Origin of the sequence: Shewanella sp. SM23, assembly GCF_025654295.1 — a bacterium.
Taxonomy (GTDB): domain Bacteria; phylum Pseudomonadota; class Gammaproteobacteria; order Enterobacterales; family Shewanellaceae; genus Shewanella; species Shewanella oncorhynchi.
In genome coordinates, this window is sequence record NZ_JAKKRM010000003.1 from 43,368 (window position 1) to 59,915 (window position 16,548).

Sequence of the window (16,548 nt, forward strand, 5' to 3'; positions counted from 1 at the left end):
ATATCAGTGACTTACAAAGTATCACTGAAGTCTTCAACATAGTTTTCCACAGTTTCTGTGGATAACCTTTTTATATGACTCCTAACTATATGCCACACACATGAGGTTTGAGTCAATGCTTTTCACAATAGACAGCGAATCACGACAAGACTTGTACATTACAGCTAAAATCGCGATACTCGGAACAAATTCCAATAACTAAAACTTATGCGAACTCTATTTTTTTTCTCCCTCCTGTTCCTCTTCGGTTGTGGCGATCCCTCAACGCAAGAGCAACGCCAGTTATCACCGGAAGAAGTGAGCTTAGGCTTTTTTAAAGCGATTTATGTTGATCGTAATGTTGAACAAGCCAAGCAGTACGTCGACGATCCCATTAAACAAGTGCTCACCCATTACCACATTGCCGCAGCCGTACAGCGTAATATGCTCGGCCTATCTATGACCAATGTTGAAATGGAAATTGATGATATCGATATCGACTTTTTCCGCAAATTTACCAAAGACGTCATTGTTGTGGTCAAAATGAAAGGTCTTAAAGGTGGTCAACCATGGATTGATGACAGGACCATACGCCTACACAAAATTGGGAGCCAATGGATTATCGTCGAACTTCTGCCTGAAAAGCGCAAAGTTAACGGTTAACCCCCTTTCTTGCCTGCTTTCACCGCGCATACCTTGTCATACAATCATTCTGCTTACTTTCAGCCAAAAAAATAGCAACCTTAGGGTTGCTATTTTTTTGTGCTTGTTCTGTTATTTCCGACTCATAAGTACCGTCAGTTTAATCTTTATCGATTAAGCTTGGATCACTTCTTCTTCGCTTTCAGCAGGTAAAGACGTTAGTACATCGTCTTTCACTTGATAATAAGCATTTTCGTATTCATGAACTTCCATAACAACTCCTGCTTGATTGGGTAAGGTCGCAGAGGCTTGCCATTCTATGCTGACATTTTGCCTATGAGGAAAGGGATACATTCCGTGGGCGGGAGTATAACAAAGCAAAAGCCATAATTACAGAAAACTTTCAGTTTTGTACCACCAAGCCTGGCATTTAAAGCTGGTTATCATTTAAATAGCTCACAATCAGTGATTCGACATGAAAGACTTTCACTTTTTACGAGGATATTGAGGCCATGCTGACGCCATTTCATCATTCGCTTTATACACAAAAGCGATTAACAGAAATCGCTTACATAAAATGAATCTAGGGAATGCCATTAGATGTTCAGGGCAGGCTTTATGGTGAAATTTCTACCCTCAAACACTTAGACCAACATCAAGTAAGTAAAGTGATTGAAACCTATGGGCGATCGCAGCTATCTGAGCGATTAAGCTACTGAAGAATAAGTGCTGTGTAATAAGCGACAGTGTAGAAAGCTAAACACTCAACCTAAGCCGACAAAAAAGGCCAGTTAATACTGGCCAGTTAAGCTAAATCAGGCCTAGGCTTGAGTCGATAAGCGGTAGCGAAGCACCTTAAGTGACTTCTCTTCCGACACATCCATAAAGGCTAGCGGATTGGCTAAGCGCTCTATGTATTCGAGTGCAGGTGCAGCTTCCGCTACCTGTTGACGCAGGAAAGCGGTATCGAGTTCAGGTGCATTTAGACACAGTAATACTTCGCCATTCTCGGCAAGCAACTCAGGTAAACGCCTAATTAAACGCACATAATCCTTAGTCGCGACAAAACTGCCCTTTTGATTGCTCGGTGGATCGGCAACAACAATGTCGTAGGGACCGAGCTTTTTCAGTTTGCCCCAAGATTTAAAAATATCATGGCCTAAAAAACGGGCTCCCGCGCTAAAGCCATTCAGCAAATGGTTCTGCTTACCTATGCCTAATGCGCCTTTGCTCATGTCCATATTCACAACTTCATCGGCCCCCCCTTGTAATGCCGCGACCGAGAAACCACAGGTATAAGCGAACAAATTAAGCACCTTTTTATAACGGGCGTTTGCTCTAACCCACTCACGACCATTAGCCATATCGAGGAAGAGTCCGTGGTTTTGTCCGCGCATTAGGTGCACCTGAAACCGTGCACCATTTTCGCTAACGATATGCGGCTCAGGCACTTCACCTTGCAATAATTGGGTAAACGTCTCCCCCGCACTACGGTATTGGTAGACTAAATTCAATTGGCTATCTGGCCTAATAGCTTGCCAGCGCGCTGCAATCGCCTGTTGGCAGAGGGTTAAATCCGTATCCTCCAAGGGAGTAAAGCTGGTCAGCAATAGCACGGGTGCAAACCAATCTAAACATAGGTGCTCATAACCCACGTAATGCCCACCGCGGCCGTGGAATAACCGCACCGCATCATCACCTAACTCAATTGTCGCTAGCGCTTGTATAAAACTTTGCATCTTCTACTACTTACTCTCAGTTGCACTTGTATTGGCTTCATCGCCATTGGGAATTGAATTTTCCGTGTTACTGGCCAAGAACTTATCTTCGATATCGTCCGATAATAAAATGGCTAACCAATTACCACTTTTACTCGATTCGAGGGCAATTTTAACCACCATAGTCAATGGCACTGACAGCAACATGCCCACAGAACCTAATAACCAGCCCCAGAAAATTAATGATAAAAACACCACTAAGGTCGATAACCCCAGACCGCGCCCCATAAATTTAGGCTCAATGATATTGCCCATCACCATGTTGGCACCCACGTACAAAAGTGCAGTCCCCCCCGCAGCCGCAGGGCCAAGCTGAATAAAGGCCAACAACACCGCTGGAATGGCGGCAATGATAGAACCAATATTGGGAATATAATTAAACAGGAAAGCAATCACCGCCCATAACATGGCGTAATCAACGCCGATGAAGGTCAATCCCACACCGACGATAATCCCAGTAGCCAAACTCACTAACGTCTTGATCACCATGTACTGATTCACAGATTGTAAAAAGCGGTCAATCTGCTTTAAGCGCATATCGGGATCGTCCAATGCCAGGTGCAATTTCTTTGGCAGCGACTGAGCTTCAAACAGCATAAAGACGATAGTGAGGATGATCAGAAATAAATTCGCCATCACATTGCCGACACCCGATAGCATATTCGTGGTCATAGACAAGGCCATACCTGGGTCAAAATAGGCTAATACCTGATCCTTCGAAATCTGAATATTTAATGCCTGTAATTTATGGATAATCCACGAAAACTGCTCCACCAGCTGATCGCGATATTGGGGCAATTGTTTAGAAAACTCATTGACAGAACTGCCGACGACTGAGGCTAACCATAGGCCCATCAACACAATAAAACCCATCAAGAGGATCACTGCCAGCCATTTAGGCACACGGAACTTTGTCATCAAACCGATTGCAGGATTACAAATCACCGCAAGAAAACTGGACAGCACAAACGGCACCACAATAGGGCTCGCCGCCTTAATCCCTGCCAAAATAATCACTACAAAGGCCATAACCGCAAAGCCACGATAAGCAGCAGAGGGCGCATTAGGTCGAGTCATTTATTAAAAATCCTTCTTGATCTTAGATAAAATTGTTAGGCTAACCCTTGAAACCACTTAACCTCAGCAACTTTAGCTTAAGATAGCCATTTGTCATTATGAAACCAGAAACCGCGATTATACGCATTAAAAACTTAAGACTTCGTACTTTTATTGGCATTAAAGAAGATGAAATCCAAAATCGCCAAGACGTGATCATTAATGTCGTGATCCATTATTGTGCCGAACGTGCCCGCAACAGTGACAATGTCGAGGATGCGCTCAATTACCGCACTATCACCAAAAAGATCATTGAACTGATTGAGAATAACCGTTTCTCATTACTCGAAAATCTCACCAGCCAAACGCTGGCCATCGCCAGTGAACATCCTTGGGTTGAATTTGCCAGTGTCGAAATAGACAAACCCCATGCACTACGCTTTGCCGATTCAGTCTCGATGGAGTTATGTTATCAAAAATAATCTGGCTAAAAATACTCCGACTAAGTGATCGTTGCACACCGCATTTTGGTATATATCCGCAGAGCTTAACCAATTAAGAGAGGTTCCATGAATATACTGATCACCGGCGCAAGCGGCTTTATTGGTCGCCAATTAGTCGAACGACTGGCGCCATATCATCAACTGACGTTATTAACTCGCTCAGTGCAACAAACACAAAAAGTGCTCGGCAATCAGCACCATTACCTCGAGAGTCTCGATGTGCTAAGCAACTTAAATCACATTGATGCCATCGTAAATCTTGCGGGTGAACCCATAGTCGCTAAACGTTGGAGTAAAAATCAGAAGCAACGCATTTGTGATAGTCGCTGGGATATTACGGCAAGATTAACTCAGCTAATACAACAGAGTAGCACTCCTCCTCAGATCATGGTGAGTGGTTCGGCAGTCGGTTATTACGGGCGGCACGATGATAAATTACTCGATGAGTCTAGTGGTGCCCATGTTGAGTTTAGCCATGACATCTGTCGAAAATGGGAGCAAGAAGCGCTAAATGCAACCTCAGAGCACACACGAGTCTGCATTATCCGTATTGGTATCGTGCTAGGTAAAGGTGGTGCCTTAGAGAAAATGTTACCGCCATTTAAACTCGGACTCGGTGGCCCAATTGGCCATGGACGCCAAGGTATGAGCTGGATCCATGTGCAGGATCTCATTTCCCTTATTGATTTTTTACTCACTCAACAACACTGTAAAGGCATATTTAATGCCACAGCACCCAATCCAGTGAGTAACGCTGTGTTTACCAAAGCGCTCGGAAAAGCACTTAATCGCCCAGCGTTAATCACGACCCCACCGCTTGCATTACGCTTAGCGATGGGCGAAATGTCGGAGCTGCTGACGGAAGGGCAATTTGTTTACCCCAAACGTGCCCTCGAAGCGGGTTTTCAGTTTCAATTCAGTGATCTCGATAACGCCTTAACAAACGTGTTAGCCAAATAGGCTAGCACGCTAGCGCCTAAACTCAGCTTTAATATGCTGATAAAATCAGTGGCTAATGCAGGTGGCATCTTAGTACTCAAATCCGCTCAACAACCAGGTATATTGTAACGTCAATCTTGCCATTATTTTAGCAACACTAGAAAAACAAGAATGTAACATCATGATTTATATTATGATTTAGCGACAATCCGTCCATTTTCTGCTAAACTCGCCTCCATTCGGTCATAGGAGGCACGCATTAACCGCCTCAGCCTTGACCACAGATAGACTCAGCAACACCTCATAAATAGACAGTTATTTATGCTCAGGAACAGGCTATTTAATCTGCTGTTCTTGGTCTGTAGACCATAAAACGATACACACTCGCGCCTACTCATCCTTTAAATTTTTTATCGGATTGACACTGATCTGTCCTCGACATCAAGCGCTTAACATCCAGCATTAGCAGGTACTTAATAACAAGATGGGTTACTTCTCATTGGACATTGTGCCCAATGAAACGCCCGCACTAAGACAGTTTGTAAGGAATTTTCATGCACACGACCTATATGATTGGCGAGCTAGAATCATTTTTAATTGCCATTTTCGTGCTGTTTATCGGCCACTCTATCAATCGCCATGTACGTGTCTTCAGGCAATATAATATCCCCGAACCCATAGTGGGTGGCCTTGTTGTCGCCGCGGGAGTCACATTTCTTCACTTTCAAAATATCAGTCTCGACTTCAGCCTATCACTGCAAAATACCTTAATGCTGATGTTTTTTAGCACCATTGGCCTCTCGGCAAACTACAAGCTATTGCTCAGCGGTGGTAAAAAAGTCTTCATCTTTTTAGGTGTAGCCTCAATGTATATTGTGATTCAAAATGCCGTTGGCGTCAGTTTAGCCAGCCTATTGGGGCTCGATCCCATCATGGGACTTATCGCAGGATCAATTACCCTGTCGGGCGGCCATGGTACCGGCGTTGCTTGGTCACAAACCTTTGCAGAGCGCTACGGTATCAACACCTTAGAGTTTGCTATGGCCGCGGCAACTTTTGGTTTGATCATGGGTGGGATCATTGGTGGCCCCGTCGCGCAGCGATTAATCGGTAAACATAATCTCGTTTCTCGCTATGGAGTTGGCCGCAAGCATCACAGTGAACATCCGCATTTAGTCACTTATGATCACTTAGAAGAAGACCAAGTCACCGCCAAAACCATATTAGAAACTCTGTTTGTACTGTTGTTGTGTGTTGCAGGATCAAAATGGCTCACGCTGTGGATCAGCCAATCGGGTATTGCATGGCTAAAAATGCCCGACTTTGTATATGCTCTTTTTCTTGGCGTGCTCATCGCTAATCTCACAGAACTCACCCGCGGTTACAAACCCCATACCGAAAGTATCGATGTGATAGGGACTGTCGCGCTGTCACTCTTCCTCTCAATGGCCTTAATGACTTTAAAGTTATGGGAAATTTTTGATTTAGCGATCCCGCTACTGGTAATTTTACTGGTACAAACCGCAGTGTTGGCCATTTTTGCCTATTTCGTGACGTTCAAAGTCATGGGCAGTAATTACGATGCTGCGGTGATCACCGGCGGCCACTGCGGCTTTGGTATGGGTGCAACCCCAACAGCAGTAATGAATATGGGCGCGCTAGTATCACGCACAGGGCCATCACCCCAAGCCTTTATGGTAGTGCCTATCGTCGGAGCCTTCTTTATCGACATAGTCAACTTAATTGTCTTACAGGGCTATCTGAGCTTTATGAAGTAGTTGTTTATAACTCAATCACTTAAAAAATAGGGCGCCGACTTTGGCGCCCTATTTCATGGTTCAAAATAGTTAAGACTAGAATTCACGCATTAAGCGTTCAGGCCGAGGCAGGTAATAATCATCATAATCAAGGGAGAAAACGACTGAACTTGAACGGCCAACAATCTCATCACGGGGCACGAAGCCAATAACCCGAGAGTCAGCGCTGTTATCACGATTATCACCCAGGGCTAAATAATGCGCATCTGGCACTGTGACAGGTCCAAAATTGGCAAGCCTTGAGGGTACAGGGTTAAGGCGAATACTGTGGACCATACCAAGTAAATTTTCCTGCATTTCTGTCACATCAGCGGGAGCATAAGCACTCAATGCTTGGGATGTGTAGCTGAGCAGTTCGCCGTTTAAATACAAGCGATTATCCTGCATCATCACAGTATCGCCTGGCACAGCTATTACCCGCTTAATCAGCTTTTTATCGGCCTTTTTCGAGTCAAATACCACGATATCGCCGCGAACAGGATCTGCCAGTTTAACTAATGCGATATGCGTAAATGGCACCCTAAGATCATAAGCCATCTTATTAACAAGAATGCGATCCCCCTCGACGATAGTCGGCAGCATAGAACCCGATGGCACAGTATTCCAATCTGCCACAGCGCTCCTGAACACTAACATTAAGCTGATAAACAGAAAAAAGGAGCGATTATCCTTAAGCAGTTTTGTTATTCCTTTGAACATAATATTCCCTCTATGGCATATATAAGCTAGTCGCTGTTCTCAGTTAGATAGACCCATTGCGTTGCACTAAGTTCTGTTGCTACCTGCTTAAGCACAGATCAATTTGTAAGCCGATGTAAAAAGCATATTCAATTCAAGTGCAGCAGAATCAACCCCATAACAAAAAAGCACTGAGCTTATGTCGCATCAGTGCTTTTAATGTTAGCTCAGCTTGTTGTCTTAATAAGCTTTATGTTTTAGCCCATCAACAGAGTTCACAAACCGCCCTAGCTTCCAGCCTTTAATAGCTCAGAGCAAGATTGGCTGAGTAATTGTCGACAACGCCAAACCCCTAGTAAGGCGACGATTAAGGCTCCAGAAACAGGGGCAATACCCCACCAAGGCCAGTGCATGTATACATTAAGTTCAAATACTTGCGTCTTAAGTAGATATAACGCAAATTCGGCCACAATTACGGCTAACACACCCGCAATACCGCCAAGTAAGGCGAACTCTAAACCCGTTGCACTGCGCAATAACCATCCTGAAGCACCAAAGGTACGTAACACCGCCAGTTCACGTTGCCGAGTTGCCATGCCAGCCTCAGTCTGTGCAATCAAGACTAAGGCACTGGCTAATAACACTAAGGCCAGCACTAAAGACAACGACAGCGACACTTGCTCAATTATCTGCCGCAACTGCCCCACCATAGCGCCAACATCTATGATAGATATCGTCGGAAATTGCTGAATAAGCGCAAGGATCACTGCATCCTTAGGCGTACCATAGGCACTCAGCGCTTGGCCGTTTGTTGCGGGGTCATTTGTTGACTGGTCATTTAAATAAAAACTCGCCATCGAAGTATAAGCAAAAGGCGCGAGCGCTTCTTGAGTGAAAATCATAAAGAAGTTCGGTTGCAGCGTTTCCCAGTGTACGGCACGAATACTGGCAACTTTAACTGTGAGCTCTTGATTATCAATCACGTAAGTCAGCTTATCGCCAATACCAATACCTAGACGCTCCGCCACGCCGGACTCCACCGATACTTCATCAGCGGCTTGATTAAAATGCCCCTCTAACAGTTCGTTGTTAGCAGGCAGTGTATTGCGCCACGTTAGGTTTAACTCGCGCGAAATGCCCACTCTTCCCTTTTCACCCGCTTCGGACTGTTCATTCGAAATCAGCGGTTCACCGTTAATTTGGGTTAACCGGCCACGGATCACCGGATAAATGTCCGTCGCCACTATTCCCTTAGCCGTCATGAAATCATTCAAGGGCTTTGCATCATCAGGCGCAATATTGACAAGGAAATAATTAGGCGCATTTTCGGGCAACTGTTTTTGCCATTCGTTAAGTAAATCTTGTCTTAGCGCTAAAATCGTCAATAACAGTACCAGTGCGGCGCTAAAACCAACCAATTGCACCGCATTTTGCCGCGCACGACGCCTTAGCCCCGCCAGCGCTAATTGCAAAGGATTGGTAGTCTTCATACCAACACTGTGTCCTGCTCGTATCATCACAAATCCAAGCAGACTTAATAGCACAGCCAGCAATAGCACAGCCGCGACCACAGTCAGAGTCAAAGTCCAACTTTGGGAATACAAATAGCCCAGTAGCGCCATAGCCCCTAGACTCAGTAGCAAATGCAGCCACATACCAAGCTGTAAGCCTTCTAACTGACGCTGCAACACCCGCAGTGGCGGAATAGCCAGTAAACGCATCAATGGATAAGCCGAAAACATAAAGGCGCTGATGAGCCCAGTGCTGATACCGAGTAATAATGGCCGTGTGAGTGGCGGTGAATAGGCCGCAATTTCGGGTGGCAAGAGATAACTGATCCCAAAATCGAGTAACCCTCCCCCAATAAGGCCTAGACCAATTCCCAGTAGCGTTACCAACAATAAATGAGTACCAAACAACAGGCGAATTTGCTTTGCCGAGGCGCCAAAGGTTTTCAGCATGGCCACCACATCGTAATGACGCTGACAATAACGCTGGGCGGCAATACCTATCGCCGCGCAGGCCAATGCAATGCCCATCAAACTTGCCAGCAGTAAGAAGCGCTCCGCTCGCTTAACGGCTCCCGCAATCGGCGAGTCACCGGATTGCACATCGACCCAACGCTGGGTGCTATTCAAAAGCGGTTTAACACTTTGTTCAAAGGCCGTAAGCGAGGCTTCATCTCCGGCAAATTGATACAGATAAGTCACGCGGCTGCCTGGTTGAATAACACCTGTTTTGGCGACATCCTCCATCCGCATCAATACCACAGGCGATGAAGCAAAAGGATTAAAACCTGCGTCGGGTAAGCGGCTGATCTCATTGCTGAGCACAAATTCGCTGTTACCTAGTTCGATGGATTTGGGATAACCCAAAAGTCCGCCTAAGCGAGTCTCAAACCAAATTTGATCCGCTTGAGGTAACGCCTTGGTTTTACCGCTGGTGAGTTCAATATCGCCCTTAAGCGGGTAACCCGACTCTACGGCGCGTACTGTGACTAACTGAAACTTATCTCCCGAATAGACCATGGAATTAAATTGCATGTTAGTCACATGCTTAAGCCCAAGCGCTTCGGCTTTGGATAAAATCGCCGCATCAATTTTAACCGGCGAATCGATAATACGGTCGGCAGCAATAAACTGTGAAGCTTGACCACTAATTGCCACTTGCAGACGTTCACTCACCCGCGCCAAGCCACTCACAGACAAAACCGCGAGCGTAATAGCGAGGATAATCAATAACAATTGTCCCTGCTGTAACTCGCGTTTAAACAGGCGCCATGCCAGACTTAACTCCATTATTAAGCCTCCTTAACATCAGCTAGCGGTTCTGTTTGAGTGATATCTTCCTGTAAATGGCCGTTATCCATCACTAGTTGACGCTCACACCGCTTGGCCAACTGCAGATCATGGGTAACGAGGACTAAGGTTGTATGGCTTTCTTGATTAAGCTCAAACAACATATCGGCAATCTTATGGCCGTTGACGCTGTCTAAATTGCCAGTTGGTTCATCGGCAAACAAGACTGTAGGCTCACAGATAAAAGCGCGGGCAATCGCCACCCTTTGCTGTTCACCACCCGAGAGCTGTTTGGGTAAATGGGTCAAACGATGGGATAAACCAACCCGCACCAACATGGCCTGCGCTTTTTCCTTGGCATTGCTCACGCCTGCAAGCTCGGCGGGTAACATGACGTTCTCGAGCGCAGTTAAGGTATCAACTAACATAAAGGATTGAAAAATAAAGCTGACCTTCTGTTTACGCAGTGCCGCTTTTTGCTCTTCATTCAGTGGTGATAATGCCACACCATCGAGCCAAATCTCCCCCGACGTAGGCGTATCAAGCGCCGCAAGCAATCCCAATAAGGTGGATTTGCCCGAACCTGATGGGCCGAGAATGGCCACACTCTCACCTTGCTTGACATCTAAGTTAATGCCCTTGAGGATAGTGAGCGTTCCTTCCTGAGTAATCACTGATTTTTCGAGGTTAACAACATTAATGGCACTGTTTTTTAAGATGACGTTAGACATAGGATCCTTCTTATATAAATCGTTCTGGTATCAATCGCTAAGATTAAAATCAATGGCGAAGACCCTAGGGGCATTCATCCTACTGAGTGTACTCATGGTCACGCCCGCTCACGCGGCAAAGATACTGATCCTCGGCGATAGCTTAGGCGCTAGCTACGGCATGGCAGAACAGTCAGGCTGGGTAGCACTACTGCAAAAAAATCTGCCCGAACATCAGTTTACCAATGGCTCAATGAGCGGCGAAACCACAGCGGGCGGCCTACGCCGATTACCCGCCTTGCTCGATTCTGTTGCTCCCGACCTTGTGGTCGTTGAACTGGGAGGTAATGATGGTTTACGTGGATTCCCCCCAACGCAACTCGAAAATAATCTAATCCAAATCATTACCCTAGCCAAAGATAGCGGCGCAAAAGTGCTGCTGACCGAGATCATGGTACCGCCTAACTATGGCCCTCGCTATACCCAAAAGTTCACCCAAGTGTATCAAGACATATCTAAAACCCAAGATATAGTGTTGATCCCCTTCTTTATGCAGGATATCGCTCCCCATCCAGAATTAATGCAAAGGGATGGCATTCATCCCAACGAAAAGGCGCAAGCTCAGATTGCGGCTTGGATGCAACCATGGATAGAAAATGCGTTAACCCAATAAAATAGCTGCTATTTTAAGCTAACGAACCGCTTACTTAGCTAAACTCATGTTCAACGGATAAAAACGTGTTCTAACGCAAGATTCACCCTATAGATAAACAGTAAAATTCGTGTTAGCAAATGGTTAACTCAAACAAGGAGTCAATATGTCCCTTAGCCATCAGCAAAAAGTGTACATACCCAAGGAAGCCCGTACCAATCAATACATCACAGCCGAAATCAAGGTGACGGATGAACTACTCAATCAATATCCCGATTATCAAAGCTGTTATCAAACGTTAAGCCGTTTGATATTTAATTTGGCAGAACAACACGATCTCCGTAATGTTCACGTGATCACTAACGATAAACTGCCAGTAGTGCGTTACCATACCGAAGCATATTGCTTCCAAACCACTGAACAAATTCTATTTTTTTATAACCCAGCCTACCACGAAGCCCAAAACTTATTCTCGCAAGAAAACTATCGCGCCCGTAAACTGCGCATTGTGTTTCTCGCCACAGGTGACGATATTCGCAGTAATTCCGCCAGTTTCCATATCAAGGTACGTGAGTTGCTCACTGAATTAATGCCCTTAATGCCAATAAGCGATCTTAAGGTTAAGGTCCGCGACCATCAGCATTTATCCTATGATCTGTTCGCAAAAGCTAAGGGCTATAAAGAAACCTATGGTTATAAACTGCGCGCCATCGGCCCAAGATATAAAGCCAGAAAATGTGAGTTACCAGAAAACGTTAGCTCTCTTACCTATGTAACGGTGAGCTTGCCGCTGAGTCGCAAACTCAAACAGGGTTTATTACCTGACTCAGCCACTGACTTTACGCCTTTATATCAGCATCTTGAAGACTGCTTCCTCAAAGCGGCAGCGAATAGACAACTGACACGCCTTGCTATGATAGCGAACGGCTTAACACCACTTGTGCGTAACAGTAAGTTTGAAAAGCTCGACAGCAAAGCCGAAGTACAAATGATAGGGTTCGATCCTAATGCGACTGAGCAACAAGTTATCCGTCGCTGGGATGCCGATAACTTAGTCGAAGCTGCGCACTTTACCATAGTGGCAGGTACTAAGGATTGTGACGATTCGGGTTTCGGTCGTTTTATGAACAATGTTGAAACAGCTCTGAAGGCCTTCGCAGCCGACATAGGTGTCGATCCGGAGCGTGAAGATCTCATCGTACGTTTCCATCAACATATCAGCTATCAAATCTAACCCACTTCGGTATTAGCCGCGAAAGCTCAGCAAATGAAAACGCCTGCAAATGCAGGCGTTTTTACTTTTATTCACCAATAGACAGAATTACATAGGATGATTTTTTTCTATGAGGCGATTGAAAATAGCGTTCACAGACAAAGAAGCACCGTGGGCAATTTTATCGGCAAGTTTCTTTCTCACCTGATAACGTATCTTGTACACAGTACGCTCTGTGGCGAGTGACATTATCACATCATCGCTGGTCGAAATCGCATCAACTAAACCTAATTCAATGGCTTGCTGACCGTACCAATGCTCGCCAGTAGCGACTTTCACTAAATCCAGCTCAGGGCGATACTTACCAACAAACGCTTTAAATAAGACGTGGGTTTCTTCGAGTTCCTCTTGAAACTTCTGTCTTCCCTCATCGGAGTTTTCACCAAACACTGTCAAGGTGCGTTTAAAATTACCGGCGGTATGTTGCTCATAATCAATTTCATGCTTTTTCAGCAGGCGATTAAAGTTAGGCAGTTGAGCAACAACACCAATAGAACCGACAATGGCAAAAGGTGCAGCATAAATTTTATTCGCTACACAGGCCATCATATAGCCACCACTGGCGGCGACTTTATCAACACAGACAGTCAATGGAATATCAGCTTGGCGTAAGCGATCTAACTGGCTGGAGGCTAAACCATAACCATGCACCATACCACCGCCACTCTCTACATTGACAACCACTTCATCGCCTTTTTCTGCGATAGCGATAATTGCACTGATTTCTTCACGCAGTGATGCGACCTCAGCGGCATCGATACTGCCCTTAAAATCAATCACGAACACTTTGCCCGTGCAGGCTTCATCTGCGGCCTTGTCTTTGGCCTTTTCGTCAGCTTTTAATTGCTTTTCATAGGCTTTGAATTGTTTCTTTGACAGAAGTTCTTCTTTTAAGCCATGCTTAAGTTCTTCTAACTCTTCAGACAAGTTAGTGATCCTCAGCTCGCCCTTATCTGACTTGTGTTTTACAGTGGAAGCCAACACCACAATAATAACGGCAACGATTGCGACCACTATTGTGACGGCTTTCGCCAAAAACATTCCATACTCGTATAAAAATTCCAAAGTGTTCTCCGTTAGGGCGTTACATCATTCAATCAATTGCGCGCTATTCTAACAGCCTAAAGGCCCATAAAAAAACCCAGCAAAGGCTGGGTTTTTCCGATTAAGGCAAGATTAGTTAGGACAAGTCGCAATGACCCCACTGTTTGTCACTAAAATCGTCACGTCGTCCTTACCTGCAGTAGCAGCATAGGTTGCCACTTGAGTCTGCATTTCAACCGTGGCAGCCGCGGCCATACCATCCGTTGATTCCTTTTCTTTAGGATCAACAATCGAACTGTGGTGACCTTTAGCGAAACGCACAACGCCATGACCTTTGCTCGTGCTATCGGCACAAGGTAGCCCGATGGCAGCGATCAGCGGCTCAGTGCCCGATAATGGGAAGTTATCGACACGATTAGGCAGCACTTGATCTGCTAAGTTACCGTTACCATCACCCGCCACTTCAATTAAGTGCACAGGTAAGCCAGTCGCTTTTAACATAGCAGCATGGTTAACAGGATCTGCAGAATCTACCGCTGTTTGAACCGCAAAGGCAAACGTCGGAATAAACTGTGCGTATACCGCCTGCACCAGTGCCGCATATTCAGGGCTACCAGGCTCATAACCTGCTGTATTAGCCGCATCGACCTGTGCTTGGAAAGTTGCAGATGCCGTAATATTACTAAACAGTACTGGGCCAAAGGTTGCAGAACCTGCGAATGATCCTGCTAATCCACCTGCTGGCGCAACTAAGGATACAGCATTGATAGCATAAGCATTTGGCAAGGCATCGCCGGTTGCTGGATTCTTCATACCTGTGCTGGCATAGGTCGCAAAATCGGTGCCCACAATGGCGCCTAAACTCAGACCTTGAGCACTGATTTTAGCCACATCAAATACTTGCGGCTGACCTGCTTGTGCTAAGCCCTGTGCTAAGCCCGTAAGAGCAAGACGCACCCCTAAATGGTCCATCGTCGCTTGACGGAAATTATCTCGCACCGACAAAGTGCTAGAAATATTCACAAACACCAACGGGTTACCATTTTTAAAGGCGTCCGGTTTACCAACAACTGCACCGAAGGCAGGATCTGTCGCAGAGACTTCATAAATCCCATCTCCGTTAGCATCAAATGAACGCGCACCGTGAAGTGGCATATCAATAGCAACAGTCGCAACCCCCATTGCCGCATACGTGCCGGCATAGGCCAATGACATTTCTTTACCGCCACCTAAACCGTGAAGGGCAATTGTTGTTGGCCAACCAGATGTAGGAGGAATAAACTCACGACCTTGCTGTTGATAAAAAGCGGCCAATTTCGTTGCATTGGGCATAGAAATCAGTACAGATACTGTTTCATAACCTTTGATTGCTGGAATAGGATTGAATTTAGTCAGATGTTTGGTTTTATCAACTGCCGTACCATCGTCTAAAACCCATGTTTTACCCGCCATTAACGAGGGATTGGCTAAAGCATCAGCAGGGTTAGCAATACCATTAGCCACCGCTTGCATACCAAAATTATTCTGGCTGAGTGTGCCCGCTTGCAGTGCTAGTAGCACAGATACAGGGCTATCACCTTGTGCTTTCCAATGACCATTAATTAATGGTTTACCTTCAGCGGATAAACAACCAACTGAAGAACAATCACCGTAAATAGGCAGTTTAATTTTTGCCGTATACACATCAGCCAAGTTTGCGGCAACATAGGCAGCTCCAGCAGCTGGTGTTAAGCCCGCCACTTGAGCCACAGTCAATCCAGTCGGTGTTGGCATCTGGGCAAAGCTTGGTGCATAGGGAGCACCCTTCGCCATCAGCAATTTGGTGGTTTCATAGACGTTAGCAACAGACTGAGTTGTAAATAAGCCAGAGTAACTGATGGTTAAAGGATCGACCTTATGGGCCGCAGCAATCCCTTTCTCATAACTATTCACTAAGGTTTGCAGCATCAATTGGTCTGGCGTTTCTAAAGGTAACGTATTGATATCCAGCTTCAACAAACCATAGGTCGTTGAAGGAGCGATACCACGACCTTCAGAATCTTGAATAAGATTCGTTGTCGCATAAATATAAGATTGCCCAGCTTTGAGTGGCTTAAGCGGAATTATTACCACTTTTTTGCCCGAAGCGGTTGATATAAAGTCAACGCCAAACTGCAACTCAGCGCCCACTTTACAGGCTGAAACTGAAGGTTTAGCCTTACATTCGGGATCAGATGATAATGCGCCGCCTACTGTGGCTTCAAACATTCTGACAGCACCCGGTTGTGAAACCGATGCCGCCATTAAGGTCAGCAGTGTACCGTCATGTTTTTTCGCCAAATCGATATCAATAGAAATCGGTGATGTTGTCGACCACCCATCTAACGCCCCAAGCGCTATTTGTGGATCAACATAATTGCCCGAGCTTTCACCCGGAATTGATAATGTGCCATCTTTGGTGCCACTGAACAGCAAATCATTCGGTAATGGAACTTTTGAATTAGCAGGGTCGAACACCATGTGCGATTCAGGGATGAGCACTTCTGTCTTATCCTTGAGTTCATTAAAACTGTCCTCACCACATCCTGTGAGGCCCAGTGCAGATGCAATCGCAACACCCAAAATGAGTCTTTTCATCTTTTTTCCCCAAATCTTGTTGTAATAGTTTTGTTTTCCCCAAGAAATTAGTCACAATAGCTT

At 45.5% G+C, this 16,548-nt stretch carries 13 protein-coding genes; 6 read left to right on the forward strand and 7 right to left on the reverse strand.

Going from position 1 to position 16,548, the window contains the following annotated elements; translation table 11 throughout:
* Positions 1-207: 207 nt before the first annotated feature.
* Positions 208-642, forward strand: coding sequence for a hypothetical protein (locus L5L98_RS04960; protein WP_105252133.1), 435 nt, complete (start codon positions 208-210; stop codon positions 640-642).
* An 800-nt stretch (positions 643-1,442) separates the two neighbouring features.
* Here L5L98_RS04960 and L5L98_RS04965 read toward each other — a convergent pair.
* Both L5L98_RS04965 and L5L98_RS04970 read right to left on the reverse strand, forming a co-directional pair.
* On the reverse strand, positions 1,443-2,360 hold the full coding sequence (locus L5L98_RS04965) for a class I SAM-dependent methyltransferase (RefSeq protein ID WP_263139010.1): 918 nt from the start codon (positions 2,358-2,360) through the stop codon (positions 1,443-1,445).
* Between the two features lie 6 nt (positions 2,361-2,366).
* Entirely contained in the window at positions 2,367-3,476 is a 1,110-nt protein-coding gene (locus tag L5L98_RS04970) for an AI-2E family transporter (protein ID WP_028760979.1), read from the reverse strand.
* A gap of 98 nt (positions 3,477-3,574) precedes the next feature.
* Here L5L98_RS04970 and folX point away from each other — a divergent pair, with 98 nt between their 5' ends.
* The 3 genes from folX to gltS all read left to right on the forward strand — a co-directional run bounded on the left by folX (position 3,575) and on the right by gltS (position 6,675).
* The gene (gene folX / locus L5L98_RS04975) at positions 3,575-3,937 is read left to right on the forward strand and encodes a dihydroneopterin triphosphate 2'-epimerase (protein WP_006082167.1); all 363 of its coding nucleotides are present in this window, start codon (positions 3,575-3,577) and stop codon (positions 3,935-3,937) included.
* A gap of 87 nt (positions 3,938-4,024) precedes the next feature.
* Entirely contained in the window at positions 4,025-4,918 is an 894-nt protein-coding gene (locus tag L5L98_RS04980) for a TIGR01777 family oxidoreductase (RefSeq protein ID WP_219234381.1), read from the forward strand.
* 533 nt (positions 4,919-5,451) lie between these two features.
* Positions 5,452-6,675 (forward strand): sodium/glutamate symporter, encoded by a 1,224-nt coding sequence (gene gltS / locus L5L98_RS04985; protein WP_263139015.1) that lies wholly within the window; start codon positions 5,452-5,454, stop codon positions 6,673-6,675.
* Between the two features lie 75 nt (positions 6,676-6,750).
* On the opposite strand, the gene lepB is transcribed toward gltS, so the two are convergent.
* The 3 genes from lepB to L5L98_RS05000 all read right to left on the reverse strand — a co-directional run bounded on the left by lepB (position 6,751) and on the right by L5L98_RS05000 (position 10,921).
* Positions 6,751-7,413 carry a signal peptidase I gene (gene lepB / locus L5L98_RS04990; RefSeq protein ID WP_113940751.1) on the reverse strand — a complete coding sequence of 221 codons (663 nt, stop codon included), beginning with the start codon at positions 7,411-7,413 and terminating at the stop codon, positions 6,751-6,753.
* Between the two features lie 266 nt (positions 7,414-7,679).
* Positions 7,680-10,190 carry an ABC transporter permease gene (locus L5L98_RS04995; RefSeq protein WP_263139016.1) on the reverse strand — a complete coding sequence of 837 codons (2,511 nt, stop codon included), beginning with the start codon at positions 10,188-10,190 and terminating at the stop codon, positions 7,680-7,682.
* Positions 10,191-10,192: 2 nt separating this feature from the next.
* A complete protein-coding gene (locus tag L5L98_RS05000) occupies positions 10,193-10,921 on the reverse strand; it encodes an ABC transporter ATP-binding protein (RefSeq protein WP_263139018.1) in 729 nt (242 codons plus the stop codon).
* 52 nt (positions 10,922-10,973) lie between these two features.
* Between L5L98_RS05000 and L5L98_RS05005 the strand changes: the two genes are divergently transcribed.
* Positions 10,974-11,573 (forward strand): arylesterase, encoded by a 600-nt coding sequence (locus L5L98_RS05005; protein WP_168824178.1) that lies wholly within the window; start codon positions 10,974-10,976, stop codon positions 11,571-11,573.
* A 145-nt stretch (positions 11,574-11,718) separates the two neighbouring features.
* On the forward strand, positions 11,719-12,786 hold the full coding sequence (locus L5L98_RS05010; RefSeq protein WP_028760986.1) for a DUF3083 family protein: 1,068 nt from the start codon (positions 11,719-11,721) through the stop codon (positions 12,784-12,786).
* 87 nt (positions 12,787-12,873) lie between these two features.
* Here the strand turns inward: L5L98_RS05010 and sohB are convergent, their stop codons facing one another.
* A complete protein-coding gene (gene sohB, locus L5L98_RS05015; RefSeq protein WP_263139024.1) occupies positions 12,874-13,890 on the reverse strand; it encodes a protease SohB in 1,017 nt (338 codons plus the stop codon).
* Between the two features lie 111 nt (positions 13,891-14,001).
* Entirely contained in the window at positions 14,002-16,485 is a 2,484-nt protein-coding gene (locus L5L98_RS05020; protein ID WP_263139027.1) for a VolA/Pla-1 family phospholipase, read from the reverse strand.
* Positions 16,486-16,548: the final 63 nt, after the last annotated feature.

Bases quoted from the DNA above. Each gene is read 5' to 3' on its own strand.
- L5L98_RS04960 (WP_105252133.1), top strand. From the start codon at position 208: ATGCGAACTCTATTTTTTTTCTCCCTCCTGTTCCTCTTCGGTTGTGGC.
- L5L98_RS04965 (WP_263139010.1), bottom strand. From the start codon at position 2,360: ATGCAAAGTTTTATACAAGCGCTAGCGACAATTGAGTTAGGTGATGAT.
- L5L98_RS04970 (WP_028760979.1), bottom strand. From the start codon at position 3,476: ATGACTCGACCTAATGCGCCCTCTGCTGCTTATCGTGGCTTTGCGGTT.
- folX (WP_006082167.1), top strand. From the start codon at position 3,575: ATGAAACCAGAAACCGCGATTATACGCATTAAAAACTTAAGACTTCGT.
- L5L98_RS04980 (WP_219234381.1), top strand. From the start codon at position 4,025: ATGAATATACTGATCACCGGCGCAAGCGGCTTTATTGGTCGCCAATTA.
- gltS (WP_263139015.1), top strand. From the start codon at position 5,452: ATGCACACGACCTATATGATTGGCGAGCTAGAATCATTTTTAATTGCC.
- lepB (WP_113940751.1), bottom strand. From the start codon at position 7,413: ATGTTCAAAGGAATAACAAAACTGCTTAAGGATAATCGCTCCTTTTTT.
- L5L98_RS04995 (WP_263139016.1), bottom strand. From the start codon at position 10,190: ATGGAGTTAAGTCTGGCATGGCGCCTGTTTAAACGCGAGTTACAGCAG.
- L5L98_RS05000 (WP_263139018.1), bottom strand. From the start codon at position 10,921: ATGTCTAACGTCATCTTAAAAAACAGTGCCATTAATGTTGTTAACCTC.
- L5L98_RS05005 (WP_168824178.1), top strand. From the start codon at position 10,974: ATGGCGAAGACCCTAGGGGCATTCATCCTACTGAGTGTACTCATGGTC.
- L5L98_RS05010 (WP_028760986.1), top strand. From the start codon at position 11,719: ATGTCCCTTAGCCATCAGCAAAAAGTGTACATACCCAAGGAAGCCCGT.
- L5L98_RS05020 (WP_263139027.1), bottom strand. From the start codon at position 16,485: ATGAAAAGACTCATTTTGGGTGTTGCGATTGCATCTGCACTGGGCCTC.